This window comes from Desulfobacter latus (assembly GCF_013389365.1).
GTDB lineage: Bacteria > Desulfobacterota > Desulfobacteria > Desulfobacterales > Desulfobacteraceae > Desulfobacter > Desulfobacter latus.
The window spans coordinates 1-23,582 of record NZ_JACADJ010000023.1; the positions used below are offsets into that span (position 1 = coordinate 1).

The window sequence follows — 23,582 nt, forward strand, 5'->3', positions numbered from 1 at the left end:
TAATTATTTCAAATGGTTACTTATAAATATTTGAAATAATTATCTATTTGATTTTATCAATAAAATCAAATAGATAACCTTAAATAGACTTGATCTGAATCTGGCATTTGTTTTCAAAATTTACACCAAATTTAATAAGTAATTGAATTTATTTAATAAAAAACTATCGAACCGAGGGTCATGATAGAACACTTAAAAAAAAATATATCCAAACAACAAAAAGAAATCATCAAAAGACAGATTAGAGACATCCTGTCCAATGAACAAGAAGTCCAAAAAATTTTGATTTTCGGTTCTTTCATAAAATCTGATACCCCAAATGACATCGACATAGCCGTATTCCAAAACAGCAAAGGTGGTTATTTGAGTTTATCAATGAAGTACAGAAAACTGTTAAGAACTTTGATAGCAACTATTCCATTTGATGTAATTCCGATTAATCCTGATGCAGCAGGCGGTTTTTTAGACCATATAAAAGATGGGGATGTCATTTTTGAAAGGTGAAACAAAGTTATGGTTGAGATATTCTAAAGAGAATTTTGATTCCGCTAATGTGCTTAAAAAACATGCTTTTTAACCCATGTACTTAAAATGTGCATCAGTCAGTTGAAAAAGCACTAAAAGCGGGAGCAGTGTTCCTATCTTGAAAGACAAAATAACCCTTTTGCCACAGTTGTAAAGGAAATTTTTATGACAACTTTAACAATCGAATTACCACAAACAGTATTTTCAGCTCTTCATGCTGATCCTGACGAATTTATCAGGCAAATGCGTATCGCAGCTGCTATAAAATGGTATGAGCTTGGGAAAATATCACAAAATAAAGGTGCTGAAATAGCAGGAATTTCCAGGGCGGAATTCATTGATGTGTTATCAGTCTCAATGGTTTCTCCATTACAGATTACACCGGAACAAATAAGAGACTATGATGGAGATTGACCACTGGGCAGTTGTAGATGATCTTGCTGCTCGCCGTTGTGCAAAAACATTTGGTATTCAAACTATCGGAACAGGTGGGCTTTTGATACTTGCAAAGCGAAGAGGAGTTATTAAATCTGTAAAGAGAAGAATTGATCGTTTTCGTGATGCTGGACTTTATTTGTCTGAGTCTGTAATTCAGCTTCTTCTTTCTGAAGCAGGTAAATAAATCCGGTATTGTCAATGCTGACGCACGAACAAACGAACACCTAAAATGTTTAAAAAAACCGAAAACAACTGATGGTACTGCACTGTAAGGCATGATGCAACAACTCAAACTCATACAAATATTTGTATTCGCCTGTGTGGTCGTGATCTTCCTCAATCAACTGATTGGTAACGCACATGCTGTAACCCCATCCCAGGTGCTCGTGCTTTACAATGCAGATTGGAAAGCGGATGATCCCCTTACTGATCCTGGGCAGGATTCCAAAGAGATTGCAGATCATTATATTTTTATGCACACGGACCCCAAAACCGGTGAAAAGCCTTATGTTTTAGGGCTTAGTTGTGCAAATGCACCAAAGCACTTAAAAGGCAGTTCTCTCAATGAGCATCATCTCTCTGAAAGGAGCCACGACAATGCCTCCGGCGTTGTCCTTAGAAAAAATGGGAAAATATTAAAATTTGCCAAAGATGATATGCGTGACAGCCGGTTACTCGAATTCACCCTGCCCCGGAAAAAAGGTGAAAAATGGTTGTTTGACTCCCTGAAGATCCAGCTTAAAAAGAATCTTAAAAATGCGGTACTGCTGGTAGATAATGGGAAAAGCCGGCATGGCAATCGTGTGCAGGTCCGGACTGATGGACCATGGAATCTTCGGACCAATGCCCGCAGCTTCCTTACCGGCTCTTTTTCTGCGCATGCAAGCTGCAAGGACGCCTCTGGAAAACTGCATAAATGGGAGGCAAAGTTTACGGATTTCCAGGATGTTGAATTCAGTGAAACCGGTCCTGACCGTAAACGTGACGACCGGATGTACCTTTTATATATCGAAGATCAGGTCAAAAAATTCCTGGAGGCCCCTGAAAACATCAGGGCTGATGGGACACTGCTGAAAGATCACATTCTGTTCATGGTCGTGTGCTATGGACTGCCGAGGACCGTTGTTGCGCCGTATGGCATTGCCCGCGGGATTACAGACCATATAAACAATTATGGCAGTATCATCAGTCTTGAACAACGGCTTCAGCTTATGTATTACGATCTTGAAGCAATCATGGGTTCTAAACCTCAGCCCCAGCGTTTTCGGGGCAAGAGCCCTTTTACTGCATTTTATTTCCGAACACCACAGGCAAAGCCGCTTTTTGGTAAAAAGGCCAATCCATTTATGCACCCATTGGTCTATCAGAAAAAAGACAGCGCCCTTGATAAGATACAGGCACCTGTTTCGTTTTCTTCAGAAGAACGAAAGCGTTTTAAAAAAAGGCAATTGTTTTTTGTGATGCGAGTTGATGCCCCGACACCCATGGCGGCGCGTGGGCTCATTGACCGGGCCGTTTACGCTTCAAGATATGGTGGTCTGGCCATGGGTGAGATGGATGGAATGGTTAACGAGAAAACTGTGGATAGGGTTGGACACTTGGAGTGGACGAGTGCCGGACAATGGCTCTGGGAAAAGGGAATATATCATCTTTACTACGGCGGTGCAGGCAGAGATCTGTTGGCGTTTCTTCGTTTTTCACCAATGGAGGGCTTTTTTAACCGTGAGCCGGTTTATCTGCCAGGAGGGATAGCCGGCACGGTTACGTCCCATAACGGCTGGAACAAAAGGGAAATGATAAGAGATATAGCCATGGGAGTCACAGTTACGGCCGGTGTTGCTAAAGTATACAACGGAGCCCCACACATTCATAACAAAAGTTGGTGGGATGATGAAATTTTTTATCCTTTTTTTTTAAAAGGGTGCACAGTTGGGGAAGTTCTTCTCATGAATCAGGCCCACCTGGGATGGATCACAACTTTTATAGGAGATCCTTTGTATAGCTGGCCTCTGTCTGGATCTAAAGACACGACTACACCTGAATTTGAACAAAATAGGGATGTTCATATAATAACTAAAAAAGGGGCAGACAACGCCCAGGAAGTCTGGCTTAAAGTTAAACTTCATTCATTCTCCGCATCGCCTGAAGCCGCCCAGCTTAAGGCCACTTCTTCCAGTGGCAAAGTGGCTTTATGTGAGTCTTTTGAGGGAATACCTTATGTTTTTTTGGGGAACAAGAAAGAGGTAGTTAACCAGAAATGGCAATTAGAGGTTAAGGATCCTTACGGGAATAAATATATGACATATATCGATTTGCACTGAAGGGTTCCTTTTATGGACGAATTGTGTTTTTGGAAAATGAAGTACATACAGAAACTGATATTTTTAAACATAGTTTTGCTGATTGTTTCTATCATAGTTAATGTGTCTGAAACAAAGGCCTTAACTGTTGATCAAAAGGTACAAACTCTATTATCTAAAGTAGATTATTTAATCAAGAATAAAGGTAATAACCAAATGGCTCTGAATTTGGCTCTGAATTTATGCAATGAAGCTATAAATTTGAAGCCAAATAATTTGGCAGGTTATTATTCCCGAGGTGTTGTTTTGGGTCGTATGGAAAATTATATAGGCGCTATTAAGAATTTTTCTTTGGTGATTCAAAAAAATGAAAAAAATAAAAAATCGAAGTTCCCTGCAGCAAGAAAATTTAGAGCGGATTGTTTTCTTGGATTAGGAATTTATAAACGCGCAGTTAAGGACTATTTAATTATACTAAAAAGAAGTCCAAAAAGCGGAAAGATATGGTGCTACTTAGCCGAGACTTACGCAGTAATGGGTGAAAAGAACGCTGCATTGAGTGCTATAAAAAATGGTTGTAAAACTGGATCCCATTGGTGTGAAAAAATGAAAATTTTACAGAAAAAAATATTGCTTGGTAAAAAAATTGTCCCTCATAAACCTCTTTCAAATTAAAAATATATCATTTTTACATTCATGAGCGCCCGAGTCCATATACGAAATCTGGCTTTCAATTGGGGAGGCCATGTTGCGACCCTTTTGGTGATGTTTTTCCTATCACCATATATAGTAGGTAAGCTGGATGCAGCAACATATGGCATCTGGAGTTTGCTTAATGTATTAACTGGATATATGGGAATATTCGACCTTGGTGTTCGGGCCAGTGTCGGCAGACATGTGGCTCTTTATTTAGGGAAAGGAGATCATCAGGGGGTTGACGAAACAATCAGGGCTGGATTTGGTTTTTTTACCCTGATTGGTGGATTGATTTTATTATCTGGAATTATTCTAGGGTGGATTTTCCCGCTTATCTTCAAAGGAGTCGGGGGGGGGAATTATGCTGTCGTCCGCCTACTTCTTCCAATTCTGTCGGTTAATATTTGGATTTCCATTATTTCTTCAATTTATTCCAGCGTACTTGCCGCCCATGACCGGTTTGATATTGCCCGAATCGTAGACTTATTTGTCTTAATAGTGCGAACGATTTTGACTGTCTGGGTGTTAGAGGTGGGTTGGGGGCTTTGGGGTTTAACAATAGCAATTCTTGTAGGGAATATATTTGCCCTAATTGGTAATAAAATATTTGCAACACGTGTTTATGATGGTCTTAAAACCTTTCCATTACTTTATTCAAAAAAGCGGTTTAGCGAGCTTATAGGTTATGGCGTTCCAGCTTTTATTTCAAATGCGTCGGTAAAAATAATCGGCCAAAGTGATTTGGTTATTATTGGAATACTTTTAAGCGTCTCTGATGTCAGAGAGTACAACGTAGGAGCGATGTTGATATACTATTCAACCACTTTTATTGTGATTATTGGCCGTACTTTTTTTCCCGAAATGCAAAGAACAGTCGCAAAGGGGAAATTAGGTGAAGCCAAACATATTTTTTATCGTCAATTGCAAACAAGTTTATGTTTTGGGATTCTAATGTTTGTTGGATTTGCCTTTTTTTCGAAATCATTTATTCATTTATGGATGTTTCAGGAAGGGTTCGGCCTTGAATCTGTGGCCTCTGCAGCCAAGATTATGACGATACTTTCTATATCAAAGATTATTACATTATACATTGCCCCATGTAAATTTGCGCTCGCCTCATCTGGCCAAGTCAATTACTATGCCAAAATTACCCTTATGGAAGCTGTAATCAACCTCATTTTTTCGATATTTTTCGTTACCGTATTACACTCAGGAATCGTTGGAGTTGCTTTTGGCACCTTATTATCAAGATTATGCGTTTCTATTATAATACCTAAATATTTGTTAAAAGAATGGAAAATTAACTTTGTCTCGTATGCTAAAAAGGCTTTGATACCTGGAATTATAAGTATTGGACTGTTCTCAATAACATGTTATTTATTGCAAACACTTTGGTTCCCTTCGACTTGGATGATTTTTATTGTACATATAATATTGGCATGCACAATGTGGTTCATTATCGCCAGTTATCTGTTGATCCCAGTGGAAATTATAGTGAAAGCAAAAACTTTTTTTAAAAAACGTTTTTTATTTAAAGTACGATCTTGAATAATATTTTTCTAAATTATTTCAAAACAACTTCTATCAGATAAAAACAGACAATATGGAGGCTTGATGAACTCAAATGTTCAGCATCCACTAGCAGAACATCAGAATGATTGCACCGGCTGTTCTTCCTGCGCTGCCACTTGTCCCAAGCAGTGTATCCATATGATCCCGGACCAAGAGGGGTTTCTTAATCCCCAGATTCAGATAGATGAATGCATAGATTGCGGTTTATGTCTTAAAGTCTGTCCTGTTGCAGAGAATAATGTTGACAATCTTCTGGAGAAGGAAAATCTGTCTGTATTCGCCGCGTGGCATAAAGATGAGAGCATTCGAAAACAAAGTTCTTCCGGTGGTGTTTTTACCGCCCTTGCAGAATCTATCCTTGATAAGAAGGGAATTGTTGTTGGGGCGGCTTTCGATGATAATCTATCTCTTAAACATATTTTTGTAGATTCTCAGGAAGATTTATATCGTCTTCGAGGATCAAAATATGTTCAGAGTGAAATTTCTCCTGATCTTTATCCAACAATTTTAGACCGGTTGAATGAGGGACGAAGAGTACTCTTTTCCGGGACTCCCTGCCAGATCGCCGGGCTTAGGAGTTTTTTGGGCGAACCAAAAGCCGGTCTGATTTGTTGTGATTTGGTTTGTCATGGTGTTCCTTCACCTATCCTGTTGACTAGATATAAAGCGTATCGTGAGTCCACAGGTGATCGGCTCACAGACATATCATTTCGTGACAAATCTTATGGGTGGAAGCTGCCCAGTGTGAGGTTGTATCAGGGTGGCGGCAAGACCGTTGGCCTGTACAGTTATTTTGAAGATCCCTATACAGTCTCATTTTTCCGGAATTTTTCACTTCGGCCATCCTGCTACAATTGCCGATTCACCACTACACAGCGGGTTGGTGATCTTACGTTGGCAGATTTCTGGGGCGTCCATCGCAAATATCCAGAGTATGATACGGATGATAAAGGAACCTCCCTGATTCTGGTGAATACCGCGGCAGGACAAACTTCGTTAGAAAGTTGTCACGATCATCTTTTCCTTGGAACAGCAGATATAGAAACGGCCATGGGGCGTAATCCAAATTTGTATAACCCCAGCTCCCGGCCACCAAAACGAAATCATTTTTACCGCGATCTTGAGATACTGACTTTTCCGGCTTTAATCAGGAAATATAAGCTTCGTGCACCGACACGAAAGGAAAAAATGTTTACAGAGGCTAAACGAAAAGTTAAAAGATTTTTGCGAAGGATTTTACAGAATCTTAATTTCAAAGAGAGAGGATTTTCATGAAAATCGGTATTGTAACCTTCCAAGCCTCACCCAATTACGGGGCTGTGCTGCAGGCCTTTGCCCTACAGACTTATTTGAAAAGTCTCGGACATCAACCCTTTTTTATCCGTTGGAACCGCTATGAGAATGAACCGTCTCAAAATGGACCGTCTCAAACTGTTAGAAAAAGATCTATCTCTATCCCTTATCATTTAAGAAAGCCTGTTCAAAAAATTTATGGAAGGGTTTTAAGAAGGACGTTCAAGGCATTTACGGATCAATATCTAATAAGCAGTAAAGAAGAATATCCGACGGCCGATTCTTTATTTGCCAATCCACCTCAAGCCGAGGCGTATATTTGCGGAAGCGATCAAATCTGGAATCCACGTTATGTTTCTAACTTGAGTCAGCCAATTGCCTGGCTGTGCTTTGGACAAGAACAGCGTAAAATCTCTTATGCTGGCAGTTTCGGCAGAACCCATGTCCCTGAATCATTAATCCAAAAGTGGAAGGAGTATGCCAGTGGGCTATATGCTGTAAGCGTGCGTGAAGAGAATGGGATTGAGATAATGAGTAATTTGGGGCGTCAAGACGCACAGTGGGTTCCCGATCCAACGCTTCTCTTGCAGCCGGACGGGTATGATCCTTTTGTCACTAATTTGACGCGCAGAAATGACCGCTATTTGTTTTCATATATTATTAAAGCAGGTAATGATAATAGTGTATTGTATGATCAATGCAGAAAGGCAATACGTAAAATACGAGGATTGGATATCTGGGAGTGCGCTCCCAATTATACCCCATTTCGATCACTGTTAGTGGGACGGATTCCAACGCCGAATGAGTGGGTAAACAAGCTGTATCATGCTGATTTTGTCATTACGAATTCATTCCATGGGGTAATGCTCAGTCTTTTGTTTCATCGGCCCTTCATTGTTGTTCTTCGTGGCGAGGGGGGAGAAGGATTGAATAGCAGGATAAAATCTATTTTAAATGTTGCGGGATTGTTGGATCGAGCGATAAGTGATTTTGACGCAGAACAGATTGACGTCCTCTGTGATAATGATGTTGATTGGCAACGGGTGGATAACCGGTTGGCTATATTCCGTGAGAAAGGACAGCGTTTCCTTCAAACAGCCCTTAGCTATTGAACACAAAACTGCAGCTAAGATAAAAAGAGAGAATTATTCGCCATGAGCCAAGAATCGTTAGTTAGTGTTATTATTCCGACATACAATAGAGAACATTGCATTAAAAGAGCTATTTATAGCGTCTTAAACCAAAACTATAAAAATACAGAAATTATTGTTATAGATGATTGTTCTCAAGACAAAACTGAACAACGTGTTTTTGAATGTACCAAGGAATGTAATAATATAGTCTACTATCGTAATGTCAAAAATGAAGGATGTGCCATTTCAAGAAATATCGGGGTGGAGCTATCCAATGGTGAATATATCGCATTCCTGGACGATGACGATGAATATTATCCTGAAAAATTATCCAGCCATATTAATGTGTTAAATGATTACAAATCCAATAATATGGATTATGATGTTCTTATTAGTGGTGTTTCATCTTATTGGATTGAAAGTAAACAAAAAAAAGGCCTTGATCATCGTTTCGCCCACTATGCCAAACTGTATGCTTTGTTTAAGGGAAAATGTAAACAAATCCAGCACGTTGATCCTAATTCCGTTCAACACAATCTAAAGGTTGGACCAAACGATGATCAAGGCCAAAAAAAAGATTGGATCGATATAGAATTTTTCCCACATAGATTATTTGCAAGTTGCAATACTTTGATAAAAAGCTCTGTTTTTGGGAAGGTTTCGTTCAGATGTGATTTTATGGAGTGGAGAGATCTAGCATTTCAAATTTATCAAGCAGGATTTAAGGTATTATTGACTAATAAATCGTATGTTAAGGAAAACTCACTGCCAGTTTCCCAATCCAAAAAATATGAAGCTATGCTTTTACAGGCACTTGAAAATGCTCAGCTCTATTCGGTTTTGACAGGAGATAACAAAAAAGCAATTTTTAAAAAATATTTAGCTAACTGTTTTAAAAGTTATGCTAATTACAAACTTAAGCAATCATGTTTTAAGAGTGCCCTTCAAAATTATATCCAATCATTTCAAGTCGATAAAAATGTCAAAAATCTAATACCATTTTTATAAAAAAGAAGAAAAAATGATATTGAAAACTAAATTAATCGAAAGTTGGCCCAAACTTACTTGGGTTGCAAAATTGGAAGTTGGATCGGAAGAACTATTTGTTTTGCACGGCCCAAAGGTCGAAATACAGCCAAAATGGATTGTTGAAGGCGTGTGGGCTGAAGATTACTCTAAAGGAAATTTTGATCAAACGGATTTAATTTTCGGTTCTGGCATTCGCGTTCGTCAGGATAAAGCAGTTTTTGTCAGTTCCGGATCCGTATTTGATAGAATCCTTTATTGTGAAAAGAATCAAATCTGGTATTTTTCAAACTCGTTACCTGCATTGCTTGCGTTAACAGGGCTGCATTTAAGGACTGATTATTTATCCTATTCTAAAGATGTAAGGAGTATCACCAAAGGCCTTAAGGAGAGAAATGAGAATATTGTAACCGATGGCGAAACAATAGTGTCTGTTTTTTATAATAATCTCATTTTTGACGGCCAATCTGTTTTGGAAACAGATAAGCCGGATACTGCACCAGATTTTGATTGCTATAATGATTATAAGGATTTTATAGAATACAGCTCAAAGCAATTGGGAAATAACGCAAGCTCCAGTTCACGTAAGCACCAAATTAAAATGCTTTCAAGCATTTCCAGCGGATATGATTCATCGGTTGCTGCGGTTATATCCCGTTACGCAGGCTGTGAAGATACCGTCACAATTAAGGATTCCAGCAGTTTTTGGCGGGGTAGTGACTCCGGCAAAGAGATCGCAACTGTTTTAGGGATGACCTGTAAAGAGTATCCGCTTAGTTCAGATTCCTATCCATTGGAAGAAGCCATCTGGGCTGCTGAAGGGAGGCCTGGAATAATGAACTGGACACAATTTGAGTACTTAGAACCCCTTTGTTTGTTTTTTACAGGGTGTCACGGCGAAAAGTTATGGGATAGGGTGAATCACGATCATCCAGATCCTTTTGTTCGCAGGGATACTTCTTCACTGGGATTTTGTGAGTTTCGTCTTTTCAAGGGTGTTTTTCAATGTCCCTTGCCTTTTTGGGGTGTTCGTCACTCTAAGGAATTACGCAAGATAACTGAAAGTAAGGAAATGGAACCCTGGTATATGAATAAAGACTATGATAAGCCTATTGCCAGACGCATTGTTGAAGAGGCCGGGGTGGAAAGAAATAAATTCGGTATGCTGAATAAAAACACATCATTAGAAAAAACATTTTGGTGGCCGCTCTCCGAAGCTTCAAAAAAAAGCTTTGCCGAATATTTGTTAAAAGAAAATGTGTTTTCTCCGTCAATTCCCTTGGTAAAATTTTTAGGTATAATTTCTTATGTTGATGCTTTAATTTATAAGAATACGTTTAAAAAATTAAGCATACCAAAGGGCTCGCGCCCTTGGCAAAAAATTACAGCTAATCATCTTATTTTCCAATGGGCTAATCATGCTTTGAGGGAAAAGTATAAAATTGGATTATATCAAGAGTTGAATATGGAGTGTTCAAATAGCTGATGGAAGTTTTTTGTATCAAATGAAACTCTGTTCCCTTATTAAACGAAAATAGCTTGTAACAACATTAATTAATATGAAGATCCTACATATATCAGCGCTGCCCATCTGGTCAATGAATGGTAGAGGCGGAATGCCGTCACTCAGAGAAACACTCAATGGACATTTGAGGGAAAAGCATGAAATAATATTTATCGCCCCCGAATACGATTTGTTTTCCGATGATTTGTCACCGATACCGGGTGTTCGAGGAAGCAAGTATGGCATAGAAATAGCCAAATGCTCTTGGCTATTGCCTTTAAAACGCTTTAGAAGGCACATTAGGAAAATGAGAGAAAGCAACTCTCTCCCTTCTCCCTTCAGATGGTTAATAAATATGTCTATACTGTTTTTTTTAACTGTAACTTTTTTGTTAAAAGCGTTTAAAGTATGTAAGAAGGATGCATTTAAACCAGATCTCATCTATGCCCATAATCAATATTCAGCGTTAGCCGGTTTTCTATTGGGGAAGCTCTGGAAGGTTCCAAATGTGACTAGACTATATGGGACATTTCTTGCCGATCTCATGGCAAAACCCTTTGTTTCACTTCGCTATCCTACTGCCGCCGCAGGATACCTCGTTCCATCGTCACTGCTTATTTGCACGAATGACGGTACCAGAGGAGATGAAGTGGCAAGAAAATTTAGGATTTCCCAAAAACGTTTCCGATTCTGGCAAAATGGTGTTGAGCCGCCGTCAAGTCCGCCGAAGATGACTCGTGAGGATTTTTTAACAAGAAATCCAAAACTCAATATTAACAGCAAGTGGATTGTTTCCTGTTCAAGATTAAGCTATTGGAAAAGAATTGATAGAATGCTGAATGCTCTCGTTGTTTGTAAAAAAGAAGGTGTTGATTGTCAACTGATTATAGCAGGAGATGGCCCAGAAAAAGAAAATTTACAAAATATTGCTAAAAAATCACATATTGAAGACTCTATTGTATGGTTAGGCGCTGTGGATCACGATGATATTTGGGGGCTACTGAATGTATCAGATGTATTCACGATCACCAATGATGTTACCAACCGGTGCAACCCTCTCTATGAAGCTGCATGGGCCACTCTACCGGTTGTCTCTGTTAAAGATCCGTCAACTTCTGATTTGCTTATTCATGGAGAAAATGCGTTGCTTGCGGACAAGGAAAATCCAACTGCTTTAGGGCAATATTTATGTCAAATTTGTAGGAACGAAAAAATGAAAGAAAAAATGAAAGATAGTCAAAAAAGGCTGTCAGCGTCTTTCTGGACATGGGAGGAGCGAATGAAAGCAGAAGTTAAGGAACTGGAAAAAGTAATTCGGCCCTTGGGCAGATAAGATATGTTTCCCATCAAATCTTTAGCTTTTATTTCCATATTTTTAATCTGCACTGCTGGAGCCATTTTTCTGCCCCATCTTGGGATTTACGGATATCTAGCCGATTATTGTATCGGGACATCCGAACAATGGTGGGAAGCACCATTCTCAGGCCTTGGCATTCGTTATTCTTTTACCCTTGCTTTGGCAACCATAGGTGGTTTTGTTTTACAAAGACATAAACTTAGGTTCGGCTTCTCAATTATTACAATTCATGAGGCACTCTGCCTATTGTTTCTGTTGCTCATGTGGATGTCGTACTTTGGTAGTAATGAGACCATGGGCAGGTATACAACCGTAGATCATCCAACTGAAAAGTTTACAAAAATAGTTCTTTTCGTGTTGCTGATGACCCATATCATAACAGACCGTAAAAAACTTTCAGGGCTTTTGTGGGTATTTATCCTTTGCGCTCTGTCATTGGGACTTAAATCATGGGAGTTGCCTAGACGGGCGTATGTCAGCGGTCGTTTGGAGGGTATTGGCGGGGCTGATTTTGCCGAGGCGAATTTTTTTGCAGCGTTTATGGCTGCCATGCTTCCGCTTATTGGTGTACAGCTTTTAAGAAGTAAGAACTGGTCACTTCGTATTCTTTGTATCATATCCGCTGCGTTTACAGCGAATGCCGTTGTCCTGTGCAGGAGCCGAGGCGCTTTGGTTGGAATTGTAATGGGTGGTATGGCCGCTGTGGTTATGGCCCCAAAACGATTTCGGAAAAAAATCGCCATTGGACTTATCCTTGGGGCAATGGGCGGCCTTTATGTGGCAGATCAGCAATTTCTTGAAAGAATTTCAACCATTATTGTTTCCGAAGACCAGGAAAGGGATGCGTCTGCTGAAAACCGGTTTCACCTGTGGGCTGCGGGACTGCAGATGGTAATTGATCGACCGTTTGGCATCGGTGTTGGCAACTGGTATCAAACCATTGGCAGCTATCTTCCTGAGCATGCAGGATTGGATTCCCACAATACATATGTGAAGTGCATTGCAGAAATGGGAATATTGGGTTTTTTAATTTTTGCATTTATGATTTTTTTTAGTCTGATTGAAATCAGACGAATAAACCGAGATGCTGATTATTTACCATTGGATATTCAGAACGATTTGAAATTGTTTGCTTTTGGCATATTTGTTTCGATTGCAATCATTCTTACCTGCGGTCTGACCATCACCATGATTTATACAGAAACCGTTTGGATATTGTTGATCTTGCCGGTTTGCCTCAGACGGACTCTTGAAAATGCTTTGCTTGATCATAAACAAAATATTCAGAACGGTGAAATGTAAGAGGGTCATTCTATTGTGGAGCGTATTTGTTTTTCTATCCAGGAAGCGTTGTTTTTGGTCAATCTGCTGGGGGAATGTGTTGACAAACTTGTTAAGCAAGCTTCGTATGAAAGCAAGAAAGGCAACTTATTCAATGGCGTTTCAGTATATAAACAAAGCGATTAGAATCCAGCCCAAGCGAAGTGATTTGTATTATAATCGAGCTTTTATCATTGGACGTGCAGGTAACTACGGAAAAGCGATTAAAGAGTTCACCTTAACGTTGCATAAAATAAGCACCATTGAATAGGAAGATGGTTGATGTCATTATGGGAAACCATTTTTTCAGAATAATTCAGGACCTCACCAAAAGTGCATTCCTGAAAATTGCTCAAAAAACTTGGAACCGCTTGATTGGCAATGCTCATAGGCTCATTTACTAACTTTTTTATGCAACGCTGAGGTTCAGTCGGCTTGTCCCCCGTAATGGGTTTCCCCATGCCATTCGATTCAGAGCTGATTGTTTGATGGCAATTGGTCAATATGAAAAAGCGGCCAAAGATTACATGCATTTTTTAAAGGGCCATCCAACTGATGGCAAAGTTTGGTCTTATTTGGTGGAAGTCCTTGCCTTAGCTGGAAACACAAAAGCCGCTCTTGACGCTGCTCAAAAAGGACTATCCACCGGATCTCACTGGTCTAAGAGACTGATGAGTCTTAGGGAAAAGATTATTACCGGTAAGCCAATTATTTCACATACACCGTTCTCAAATTAAAAAACTAATCTAAAAAATTTCGAACTCAGAAAAGGTCGCTGCCATGAAAAAGTGGGAATTTAAAGCATTAATGCAATCAATATTGTCGTACATTCCTTACGGGAAGGAATTAAATAGATTTTTGCAAAAGCGAATCACAAAAAGATTAATATTAAATGATAAAAGGTTTCAAACTAAATTGAAGCAATGTACAGATCATATCAGTTTATCCCAGAAGAATTCTCTAATTTTTAAAGAACCGTTTACTGCATTAGAACTTGGGACAGGATGGCATCCCATCGTTCCTATTGGGCTATGGTTATGTGGCGCGTCTCATGTATATTCTGTCGATATACAGCCTTTAATTTCTGATAGAGAAGTGCAAGACACTCTTAAATTTTTTGACAGATATGCTGAAAATGGACGTTTAAAGATTCTATTACCATTTGCACGAGAAGAAAAAATAAAAAAAATGAGAGAAATAATAAATAATTGCAAGGGGGTAATAGATGTTTCTGTCTTGGGTAAATTTGATATTCGTGTAATTGTTGGGGATGCATCCAATGTGTTCATTCCAGAAGATAAAATAGATTTTTTTGTATCAAATTGTGTACTTGAACATATAGAACCTGAGATGTTAAAAAAAATATTTAAAAGGTTTAAAAGAATCACATCACAAAATGGGATCATGTGTCACTTGATTGATCTTGCAGACCATTACGCTGACTTTGATGGTTCTATAGGCGTATTTAATTTTTTAAAATTTTCCAATGAAGAGTGGACTAAATATAATAATAGTTTTCACTATCATAACCGGCTCAGGGTCTCTGATTACAGAAGTATATATGAAGAATGTGGTTTTTCAGTCGTTGATGAAATGAATAGAAGAGGGAATCTTGATGATATTTCCAATTTACCTATTGCAAAGGAATTCCAATCTTATTCATCAGATGATCTGTTAGTTTGGAGATCTCGAATTGTAGGTACTTCTTCTTCACGGTAGATTCAGGCAGATATAACATGTTACGTTTACAAACCGGGAGGGCACAATTCGGCAAGTGGCAATGTGGACGGGCTTATAAAGCAAGTTCTTATCATCCACCTCACCGGACTATATACGCTCTTCTGAAATTTGAGGAACTCCATGATTGACTTAGATACCATTCGGGAAGATGTCCGCCGCATGCACGGCCAGGCGACTGCGCCCGGACGCAGGCAGCTTTGGTTTCAGGTTTTCCGTTTAGCGTGGAAGGAACCGCTTTTCTTCCGCATCCTGGTCCTCCGCCACTATCAATGGAGTAATCGCAAGGGATTGCGCAACCTCCCCCTGATGTGGATCGCCAACTTCCGTCTTAAAGCCTATGTTGAGATCAACACCCTCGCCATCGGTCCCGGCCTGCGTATCTACCACGGGGACGGAATCGTGATCGCCAGCGGTGCCGTGATCGGTCGCGGAATGACCCTTGAGCACCAGGTGACCATCGGCAACCGGATCGGCCACGAGGGTGAACTGGGGTGCCCCACGATTGGGGACGATGTCTTCATCGGCGTCGGTGCCAAGGTGCTGGGTGCCATTCGTATTGGAAACAATGTTCGCATCGGTGCGAACGCAGTTGTGCTCCACGATGTTCCCGACAACGCCACTGTCGTCGGAGTCCCGGGCAAGGTGGTCCGCATCGCGGGCATGTGTCCGGAGGAAGCTGATGCCGAAACGGACTGAGCCCATCTTTGCTTTCTATGTACTTCATAGGTCTTCCCGTGGTTGTTAATATCTATCTAAATTTAATATCTATCCGAAATTTGGGAGGTTCGTAATGAAACCTAGACGGTTTTCAAGTGGTCGCATCAACGTTATGCAGCTTGTCTGGGACTTGGGCATGGGAGGTCTGGAGAAGCTTGCTATCGACATTTGCAATCATCTTCCACAAGATCAATTTTCGGCATCCATATGCGTTTTCAAACCGGGAGGCGCTATGGAAAGTCGCGTAGACTCAGACCTCGTGGACTTACTATGTATTCGGCAGTATTGCGGTAACGATCCCACGGTTCCCTTCAGACTCGCACGGCTGTTGCGGCGCCGGCAGGTTGACGTCCTGCACTCGCATGCGTGGGGCACGCTGCTGGAAGGCATCTTTGCTGCCAAGCTGGCAGGTGTACCGGCAGTAATCCACACAGAGCACAGTACAACAGACCGGCGACGCAGGCGCATCATCGCCCAACGCGTGGGATGGGGAATGGTGAATCAAGTCGTTGCTTGCTCGGGCGCGGTGGCGGACAGGATGACGAACATCGTCAACTATCCTAGGGAGAAGATCCGTGTTATCCCCAACGGCGTCGACCTCGAACAATTTCGACGCCTGGACGTCCCGAGACGCAACTTGCGTGATGAATTTGGCCTTTCCGGTATTGGATTCCTCATCGGAATGGTGGCTCGGTTCGTGCCTTTTAAAAACCATGCCGGGGTCTTGCAAGCCCTGCCCAAGCTGCACGAGGCAGGGATTGATGCGCACTTAGCATTGGCCGGTAGCGGACCTTTGCGCGACCAACTGGAAACACTATCCGAATCGCTGGGAATTACGGATAAGGTGCATTTCCTGGGTAACATCAACCAGACTTGCCGATTCCTGAATTCTCTAGACGTATTTGTGTCCAACTCCATCTCTGGCGAGGGGCTATCCCTTGCCGTGCTCGAAGCGATGGCCTGTGAGGTTCCCGTAGTCGCGACGGCAATGGCGGAGCACCCGAACGTTCTGGACAATGGAAGGGCAGGTAGCCTGATCCCTCCCGAGAACGAAGGAGCCTTGGTTGAGGCACTGCTGCATCTGGCAAAACACCCAGAAGTCCTAACGTCCCTTGGGCAGGCGGGCCGCCAACGTGTCTTGAATAGATACAGCTATGATGGCATGATGGCAGCCTACCAACAGTTATACAGGCGCCATTAAGGAAATAGGCTGTTCTGAGCATGATTTAAATCTTAAAAAGAAGCCATCGCAACAGTTTGGTGCGGGGTGCTATGAGTTTTAATAAATTGTGAACGTTCTTTCATTTTCATATTGTTTTCCAAATGAAACCAATCCCAACTGGGGAATTTTCGTTTTTCAACGGCTTAAGGCGCTGTCAAAGTTTATTGATTTACAGGTTTGTTCCCCGGTTCCGTGGTTTCCCTTTTTGGTACCTGGTGGAAAGATTGTTCATGGAAATTGGAAGGGGCTTGAGATTTCAAGGCCCCGGTTTTTTTATACACCTAAGATTTTTAAGAATAACGACGCCCGATTTTACGCCAGGGGAATTTTGCCTTGGGTTAAAAAATTATGCCGTACCTGGCAGCCTGATATATTGGACGCACATTTTATTTGGCCGGACGGGGTCGGTGTCTCCCTGATAGCAAAAGATCTTGGGGTTCCGTATGTGATTACGTTGCGGGGTAAGCTGTTTGAATGCATGAAAAAACCTTCCCAGGTCCGGCAGTGTGCTGAAGCCCTGAAAGGTGCATCTGCGGTGATAAGTGTTTCCAGCGGTCTTGCTGAGGCGGCCATAGAATTGGGAGCAGATCCTGCCAGGATTAGAGTCATTCCCAATGGCGTGGATGCCGAAAATTTTAATATCAAAGATAAAAAAGCCTGCAGAAAATTCCTGGGCCTACCTGAGGATAAAAAAATATTGGTTACGGTGGCTCATCTGGGGCATCGCAAAGGACACCATGAAGTAATCAGGGCGATTGCCGGTTTAGCCGAAGATGTTTGCCTGGTCCTTGTGGGCGGTCCGGCTCAAGGGGGAACCCATGAAACCATCATGGCAGAAGCAGAAAAATCAGGTGTCAAGAAGCGGGTTATCCTTGCAGGGCCTCAACCATATGACCGGGTGGCCCGGTATTTCAGTGCGGCTGATGCCAGTGTCTTGGCCTCCTACAGGGAAGGCTGCCCTAATGCCGTACTGGAGAGCCTTGCCTGCGGCACACCGGTGGTCGCAACAGATGTGGGTGCTGTGCGCGATATTTTGCCTGTTCCCGGTGCCGGTTATATTGTACCTCGAAAACAGGTTGAGCCATTGAAGGAAGGCATTAAAAAGGTTTTGTCAACAAAATGGAATCCTGAATCTGTGCTTGAAAATAGCAGGGTCCGGTCATGGGAGCAGGTAGCTTATGAAGTTCAGATGGTGTTTAAAGAGGTAGTTGGAGAATGAAAATAAAAATTAAACATATTAAATCTTTTCCTTTTAGAGATTGGGATAATTATGTTTTGTCTCATCCTGATTCCAATGTATATCATCTGTCAGGATGGAAAAATGTTATTGAGAAAACATATGGTCATAAAACTTATTATTTGGCAGCTACTGATTCAAACGAAAAAATAGTAGGAATATTACCTCTTGTACATTTAAAACACATTCTTTTTGGTAATGCCCTTGTCTCTCTGCCTTTTGTAGACATCAGCGGCATCCTATCGAATGATGAGAACGTCGAATCAATGTTGATTGATTCTGCGTTGGATTTAGGAAGACAACTACGAGTTAAATCTATAGAGTTGCGTCAATCCAAAAAACTAAACTTTTTAGATAAAGGGAAATTCCATAGTAATAAGGATGAATGCATTCCTGTAACAGAACTGGAAGGCCATAAAGTCAGAATGCTACTTCAATTGCCGGAATCATCTGACACTCTTATGAAAAGTTTTAATTCAAAATTCAGAAACAAAATAAAAAAACCGATTAAATCAGGCCTAAAATGCATAATTGGTTCAAGTGAGTTAATAGAAGATTTTTATAAAGTCTTTGCTGTAAATATGCGGGATCTTGGTTCTCCTGTTCATTCAAAACAATTGTTTGAAAATATTTGCAATGAATTTCCCGGTATGGTGAAGATTGGGGTGGTATATCACGACAAGTTGCCTATATCGGGAATTTTTGTGATAAAGTTCAAAAAAGTGATATTTAACCCTTGGGCTTCCTCGTTAAAATGTTTTAGTAACTTAAGAGCGAATACACTCCAATATTGGTGTTTGTTAGACTATGCCTGTAAAAATGGTGTTAAATGCTTTGATTTCGGTCGATCGTCACCAAATGGAGGAACCTATGTGTTTAAAGAGAAATGGGGAGCCTGCCCTCATCCTCTGTCCTGGTACCACATACCGATGGGAAAACAGCGATTTTCCGATATGAACGTCGAGAAGCCCAAGTATAAAACAGCAATAAACGTGTGGAAGAAATTACCCATAACAGTGACAAAGATAATAGGCCCTAGTATCCGTGGGAATATAAACTTGTAAAGTATATTCATGAGAGAAGACAGGTAGTGTTATAGATGTGCTAATAAGGAAGCAGAATATGTATGCGGTAAAGCAATTCATTAAAGAAAAAATCAAGGAAAAGGATAAAAGGCGGAGAGGTCTTGCCATTGTTGGCGATACCCAGGTTGGGGCTCTGGGTGGTGAGGAATCTTGCCATGAACGGCCTGACGGTTCATTCCATTGTTAAATCAAGGTATGGGCAGCCGGCCCAAAGCCGGTACTCCAGAAGTGCCTGGATCATGGAATCCACGACTTACAGTACAGGTTTTATTGATGAAATTAAGGAACTGAGCAAGTTGTTGGATGTGGGTTCCATTATGCCTGTTGCGGAAGCCTATCATAATGTTCTCACAGATGTTCGGGATCAGTTTGAGCCGGATGTGCATTTATATTATCCGCAGATTACACAGATGCGCGCAGATATGTGAACATGTGCCAAAAAATTTGTTTATAATAAGCGGGAATCTGCGTCATCTGCGCGATGTTAAAGGGGAATTTGACATTTTTGCCCGGAACCCATATAGTTGATATGGTTGAGTTAAGGCCCCCATCCCTTATTGGAGACTAAAATTATGGAAAAAATAGTTGATGTTACTTCAGCGCGAAGGAAATTTGGAACCATTCTCGACGAGGTTTTTCATAAAGGGAGTATTTTCACTATAGCAAGAAAAGGTAAGGCTTTAGCAAAAATTGTTCCTCTTGAAAACACCCGGACTGAAGAAAAAAAATCGTTGTCACTGCAGCAAAAAGAATTGTTGCAGGAATTGAATAGCTTGCCTAATGTTGGCATTGATAAAGATCCAGTCGAAATATTGCGATCAATGCGAAAACAAAAAAGAATTAAGTCTGTAGTTAAACAACATGATAAATAGGCGTTACGTACTTGATGCTAATGTATTTCTTGAGATTATTTTCAACCGCCCACTGCAAGGTAAAGCGAAAAAAATCCTTGAAGATGCAATTTTGGAACGAATTCAAATTATTGTTCCAAGCCTTCTTTTAGATGAAATTACAGAAGTACTTTGTGGCAATATGGACAACTTGATAGATGTTGAGTGCCACTTGAAATACATTGAAAAAATGGCGCACTCCGGTGTGTTAAACATTATTGTACCCAATTGCAGTGTCCGAATGAAGGCAATTGAATTGGCAAGAACAGGAAACAATAAAAGTGGATATCCTGAGTTGACCGACTGTCTATATCATGCCTTGGCTATTATCAATAAGGCTGTATTTATAACGAACGACAAAAGGCATATTGCAAAAATATTACGCTTTGGATATGTAGTCGGCTTAACTGACTACGAGACTGATCTTTAAAAATTCAGATAAGTTAACTTAACCTTTTTTGCGCTGTTCGTGAAAAGGCTGCTATGCACCAAAAGTAAAACCATGTCATTGGATAGGTTAATTGTAAAATTTACATAGCAGGGTAAGCTGATAAGGATGCTGAATATGTATGCGGTAAAGCCGTTCATTAAAAAAAAAATCAAGGAAGAGGACAGAAGGCGAAAAGTTCTTGCCATTGTTGGCGATACCCAGGTGGGGCTCTGGGTGGTGAGGAATCTTGCCATGAACGGCCTGACGGTTCATTCCATTGTTAAATCAAAGTATGGGCAGCCGGCCAACAGCCGGTACTCCAGCAGTGCATGGGTCATGGAATCCCCGGCTTACAGTCCAGGCTTTATTGATGAAATTAAGGAACTGGTCAAGCTGTTGGATGTGGGGTCCATTATGCCTGTTGCAGAAGGCTATCATAATGTTCTCATAGATGTTCGGGATCAGTTTGAGCCGGATGTGCATATCTTCTCTCCTGCCCGGGATGTTTTTGATAAAGCGACTGACAAAGATTATATGCAGGGGTTATGTCAGGAATTGGGTGTTCCTGTGGCCAAAGGTATGCGTTTGGATGAGTTTATGTTGGATAAAGGCAGCTTGGAATTTCCCTTGGTTTTCAGGACCAGGAGGCAGAACATTCAAGGGGGGCAGGCGCCCTGGAAAGCGGCTTATGCAGAAGATGAGGTCCAGCTTGAGAAAGTTTATGATCAGGTCCGGGATTTTGCAGATAATATTATTGTTCAGGAATATTGTCCCGGGGCAGAAGATCATGTTCAGGTGATGATGTATAAAGGCGAACCGTTTATGGTTGGGGATTATATTGGTGAACACCATATGCCCCTGGCCGGTGGGGTGACCACCCAACGGATCAGTTGCCGGCATCAGCCTTTGATTGATGATGCTGTCAAGCTGTTTAAGGCGATTGGGTATGAGGGATTAGGCGGCGTTCAATATCATTATGATCCTGAAACCGATAAATATATATTTCTTGAGATTAATCCCAGGTTTATCGGGGGAACGCCTACTTTGATTATGGCCGGGTTTAATACCTCCTTTCTTTTATGGCAGAGTCATTTTGAGCCTGAAAAAATGAAAAAGACAAAGTATCGTTTGGGATTGAGATCCAGGATACTTGGTGGTGATGCGAACTGGATGATTGGTATGATCCGGGGGGATCAGTTGCCTCCGGGGCAGAAGCGTCTTGGTAAGGTAGAGACGGTTTTACGGTTTTTGTGGAATTGCTTTCCCTGGACAAAGGATGATGCTTTTATGCTTCGAGATCCTAAGCCTTTTATGGTTGATTTTATGCAGATGGCTAAAAAACTGGGGGCTCAGGGGCATGATATCATTGGTAACCCGGAATCTCAGGATGCTAAGCATTGATTATATTATCCGCAGATTACGCAGATAAACGCAGATGAATAATATGTGACAGAAGAAGATAACTCTTGTCAGTTATGAATTCTTTGACGGAAAAATAGTCTGTAATTGCAATTAGAACTTACGACTCCCAAAAAATTTTTTTATCTGTGGAAATCTGCGTAATCTGCGGATAAAAATATTTAAACGATAAATGTATGCGTGATCAAGAAACATATGCCATCATTGGTGCGGCTATGAGCGTTCACAATGAACTTGGCAATGGATTTCTGGAAGCGGTTTATCAGGAGGCATTGGAGCATGAGTTTCAATTCAGGGATTTACCGTATGAGCGGGAAAAAACATTGCCTGTCTACTATCGGGGAAATCAGTTGACAGCTTATTATAAGGCGGATTTTGTTTGCTACGGCTCTGTGATAGTGGAGTTGAAAGCATTGCAGCAATTGACCGGTACTGAGGAAGCACAGGTGATAAATTATATGAAAGCTTCCGGGTTAAACAAAAGTCTGCTGATTAATTTTGGTAGCAGGCAACTTCAGTACAAAAGACTGGTTTATAATTTATAGTATCCGATCCGCAGATTACGCAGATGTCCGCAGATAAAAAGCGTTTTATCTGCTAAACAGATATCTGCGTAATCTGCGGATGGATGAAAGATTTAGGTAATGAAACCAGGTATATTATTTACATTTGATGTGGAGTGCAGTATGGGCGGAGCCTGGGGAACGGATCTTGAGCCGATTCCGCCGTGCAGGGGCATGATGGGGCAATACGGCGCCAGGCAGTTTGGTATTCCGCTGATTTGTGAAATTTTGAATCGATATGATGTTAAGGCCACGTTTTTTCTGGAGCCGTTTAATGAAGAGCTTGGATATCCGGGAGAGACAGAGCCGGTTTGTGAGTATTTGATGGAACATGGTCAGGACGTGCAGCTTCATGTTCATCCCGGCCATTACCATTACGGTCTTCAGCGTCAGGGAAAGTCGTTCAAGATGACGGATCAGATTGCAGAACTGCCCCTGCGACTTCAGCAGCAGATTATCTCAGACGGGGCAGACAAGCTTACCGCATGGACAGGCCGGAAACCCATTGCCTTCAGGGCCGGGAATATGGGGGCATCTGATGAGACTCTTAAAATTTTGCCGGATACCGGAATATGGATAGACAGCAGTTATACGTTTCCCTATGTAAGGGGGCAGTGCCTGTTTAAAGATAAAGAAAGATACAATGGTGCAAAATGGTATGGCGATGTTCTTGAAGTGGCCTTGTCCGGATTTCGTCAGCCGGACTGGCCAGGCCTTTATCCCAGCAAGCCTGTGGACCTGATGGGGTCTTCCTTTGAAGAGTGCCGGGATGCTGTGAGGATGATCTGTGATGCCGGGGCGGATGCTGTGTTGATTCTGCACAGTTTCAGCCTGTTTAAGGTAAAGGACATACAGTATAACGGCGGCAAACTTAACCGGATTGTCACCCGGCGGTTTGAAAAGTTCTGTAAATGGCTGGCTGATAACAGGGACAAGTATCCGGACCGGACGTTTTCCCAATTGGGAAAAATGGTCAAGGAAGATGGGTATTCCCCTAAATCAGTCGCGCCCTGCCTGATCAACAAGCCGATCCGGGCATTGACCCGAAAAGTTGTCCAAGGATTGAATAATTTTTATTATTTTTAAAATCCGCAGATTACGCAGATGAACGCAGA

25 protein-coding genes are annotated in these 23,582 nt (G+C 41.3%); all 25 read left to right on the forward strand.

All coding sequences use genetic code 11. The features are described 5' to 3' along the window. Window positions 1-180 precede the first annotated feature (180 nt). The 25 genes from HXW94_RS08565 (at window position 181) to HXW94_RS08680 (ending at window position 23,553) form a co-directional block, all read left to right on the forward strand. Window positions 181-504: a nucleotidyltransferase domain-containing protein gene (locus HXW94_RS08565; RefSeq protein WP_178366481.1), complete on the forward strand. Its 324-nt coding sequence runs from the start codon at window positions 181-183 to the stop codon at window positions 502-504. Between the two features lie 186 nt (window positions 505-690). Then, complete coding sequence (locus HXW94_RS08570) at window positions 691-939, forward strand: UPF0175 family protein (RefSeq protein ID WP_178366482.1); 249 nt, start codon at window positions 691-693, stop codon at window positions 937-939. Next, complete coding sequence (locus tag HXW94_RS08575) at window positions 926-1,147, forward strand: PIN domain-containing protein (protein WP_178366483.1); 222 nt, start codon at window positions 926-928, stop codon at window positions 1,145-1,147. Before HXW94_RS08570 ends, HXW94_RS08575 begins: the two co-directional genes overlap by 14 nt. 91 nt (window positions 1,148-1,238) lie before the next feature. Further along, on the forward strand, window positions 1,239-3,284 hold the full coding sequence (locus HXW94_RS08580; protein WP_178366484.1) for a hypothetical protein: 2,046 nt from the start codon (window positions 1,239-1,241) through the stop codon (window positions 3,282-3,284). Window positions 3,285-3,296: 12 nt separating this feature from the next. Continuing rightward, on the forward strand, window positions 3,297-3,938 hold the full coding sequence (locus HXW94_RS08585) for a tetratricopeptide repeat protein (RefSeq protein WP_178366485.1): 642 nt from the start codon (window positions 3,297-3,299) through the stop codon (window positions 3,936-3,938). A gap of 21 nt (window positions 3,939-3,959) precedes the next feature. Next, complete coding sequence (locus HXW94_RS08590; RefSeq protein WP_178366486.1) at window positions 3,960-5,507, forward strand: oligosaccharide flippase family protein; 1,548 nt, start codon at window positions 3,960-3,962, stop codon at window positions 5,505-5,507. 66 nt (window positions 5,508-5,573) lie between these two features. Beyond that, window positions 5,574-6,806 (forward strand): Coenzyme F420 hydrogenase/dehydrogenase, beta subunit C-terminal domain, encoded by a 1,233-nt coding sequence (locus HXW94_RS08595; RefSeq protein WP_178366487.1) that lies wholly within the window; start codon window positions 5,574-5,576, stop codon window positions 6,804-6,806. Further along, a complete protein-coding gene (locus HXW94_RS08600) occupies window positions 6,803-7,936 on the forward strand; it encodes a polysaccharide pyruvyl transferase family protein (RefSeq protein WP_178366488.1) in 1,134 nt (377 codons plus the stop codon). Before HXW94_RS08595 ends, HXW94_RS08600 begins: the two co-directional genes overlap by 4 nt. 42 nt (window positions 7,937-7,978) lie before the next feature. Then, complete coding sequence (locus HXW94_RS08605) at window positions 7,979-8,965, forward strand: glycosyltransferase family 2 protein (RefSeq protein WP_178366489.1); 987 nt, start codon at window positions 7,979-7,981, stop codon at window positions 8,963-8,965. Window positions 8,966-8,978: 13 nt separating this feature from the next. After that, window positions 8,979-10,469, forward strand: a complete 1,491-nt coding sequence (locus tag HXW94_RS08610; RefSeq protein WP_178366490.1) for a hypothetical protein — start codon at window positions 8,979-8,981, stop codon at window positions 10,467-10,469. Window positions 10,470-10,599: 130 nt separating this feature from the next. Beyond that, window positions 10,600-11,820, forward strand: a complete 1,221-nt coding sequence (locus HXW94_RS08615) for a glycosyltransferase family 4 protein (protein WP_246293806.1) — start codon at window positions 10,600-10,602, stop codon at window positions 11,818-11,820. 3 nt (window positions 11,821-11,823) lie between these two features. Beyond that, window positions 11,824-13,146 (forward strand): O-antigen ligase family protein, encoded by a 1,323-nt coding sequence (locus HXW94_RS08620; RefSeq protein WP_178366492.1) that lies wholly within the window; start codon window positions 11,824-11,826, stop codon window positions 13,144-13,146. A gap of 133 nt (window positions 13,147-13,279) precedes the next feature. Then, window positions 13,280-13,435, forward strand: a complete 156-nt coding sequence (locus HXW94_RS20330) for a tetratricopeptide repeat protein (protein ID WP_425484216.1) — start codon at window positions 13,280-13,282, stop codon at window positions 13,433-13,435. Window positions 13,436-13,652: 217 nt separating this feature from the next. After that, complete coding sequence (locus HXW94_RS08625; protein ID WP_178366493.1) at window positions 13,653-13,901, forward strand: tetratricopeptide repeat protein; 249 nt, start codon at window positions 13,653-13,655, stop codon at window positions 13,899-13,901. 43 nt (window positions 13,902-13,944) lie between these two features. After that, window positions 13,945-14,883, forward strand: coding sequence for a class I SAM-dependent methyltransferase (locus tag HXW94_RS08630; protein WP_178366494.1), 939 nt, complete (start codon window positions 13,945-13,947; stop codon window positions 14,881-14,883). 141 nt (window positions 14,884-15,024) lie between these two features. Beyond that, window positions 15,025-15,600: a serine O-acetyltransferase gene (locus tag HXW94_RS08635; protein WP_178366495.1), complete on the forward strand. Its 576-nt coding sequence runs from the start codon at window positions 15,025-15,027 to the stop codon at window positions 15,598-15,600. 94 nt (window positions 15,601-15,694) lie between these two features. Next, complete coding sequence (locus tag HXW94_RS08640; protein ID WP_178366496.1) at window positions 15,695-16,822, forward strand: glycosyltransferase; 1,128 nt, start codon at window positions 15,695-15,697, stop codon at window positions 16,820-16,822. Window positions 16,823-16,910: 88 nt separating this feature from the next. Then, on the forward strand, window positions 16,911-18,062 hold the full coding sequence (locus HXW94_RS08645; RefSeq protein ID WP_178366497.1) for a glycosyltransferase: 1,152 nt from the start codon (window positions 16,911-16,913) through the stop codon (window positions 18,060-18,062). Continuing rightward, a complete protein-coding gene (locus HXW94_RS08650) occupies window positions 18,059-19,144 on the forward strand; it encodes a FemAB family XrtA/PEP-CTERM system-associated protein (protein WP_218576632.1) in 1,086 nt (361 codons plus the stop codon). The genes HXW94_RS08645 and HXW94_RS08650 overlap by 4 nt, the downstream gene beginning before the upstream one ends. Window positions 19,145-19,320: 176 nt before the next feature. Further along, a complete protein-coding gene (locus HXW94_RS08655; protein ID WP_246293808.1) occupies window positions 19,321-19,593 on the forward strand; it encodes a hypothetical protein in 273 nt (90 codons plus the stop codon). 144 nt (window positions 19,594-19,737) lie between these two features. Beyond that, window positions 19,738-20,037 (forward strand): type II toxin-antitoxin system Phd/YefM family antitoxin, encoded by a 300-nt coding sequence (locus tag HXW94_RS08660; protein WP_178366498.1) that lies wholly within the window; start codon window positions 19,738-19,740, stop codon window positions 20,035-20,037. Next, the gene (locus tag HXW94_RS08665) at window positions 20,027-20,485 is read left to right on the forward strand and encodes a type II toxin-antitoxin system VapC family toxin (RefSeq protein ID WP_178366499.1); all 459 of its coding nucleotides are present in this window, start codon (window positions 20,027-20,029) and stop codon (window positions 20,483-20,485) included. The genes HXW94_RS08660 and HXW94_RS08665 overlap by 11 nt, the downstream gene beginning before the upstream one ends. 135 nt (window positions 20,486-20,620) lie before the next feature. Continuing rightward, window positions 20,621-21,886: an ATP-grasp domain-containing protein gene (locus HXW94_RS08670; RefSeq protein ID WP_178366500.1), complete on the forward strand. Its 1,266-nt coding sequence runs from the start codon at window positions 20,621-20,623 to the stop codon at window positions 21,884-21,886. A gap of 194 nt (window positions 21,887-22,080) precedes the next feature. Further along, window positions 22,081-22,449 carry a GxxExxY protein gene (locus tag HXW94_RS08675; protein ID WP_178366501.1) on the forward strand — a complete coding sequence of 123 codons (369 nt, stop codon included), beginning with the start codon at window positions 22,081-22,083 and terminating at the stop codon, window positions 22,447-22,449. A 99-nt stretch (window positions 22,450-22,548) separates the two neighbouring features. Next, complete coding sequence (locus HXW94_RS08680) at window positions 22,549-23,553, forward strand: polysaccharide deacetylase family protein (RefSeq protein WP_178366502.1); 1,005 nt, start codon at window positions 22,549-22,551, stop codon at window positions 23,551-23,553. Window positions 23,554-23,582 lie beyond the last annotated feature (29 nt).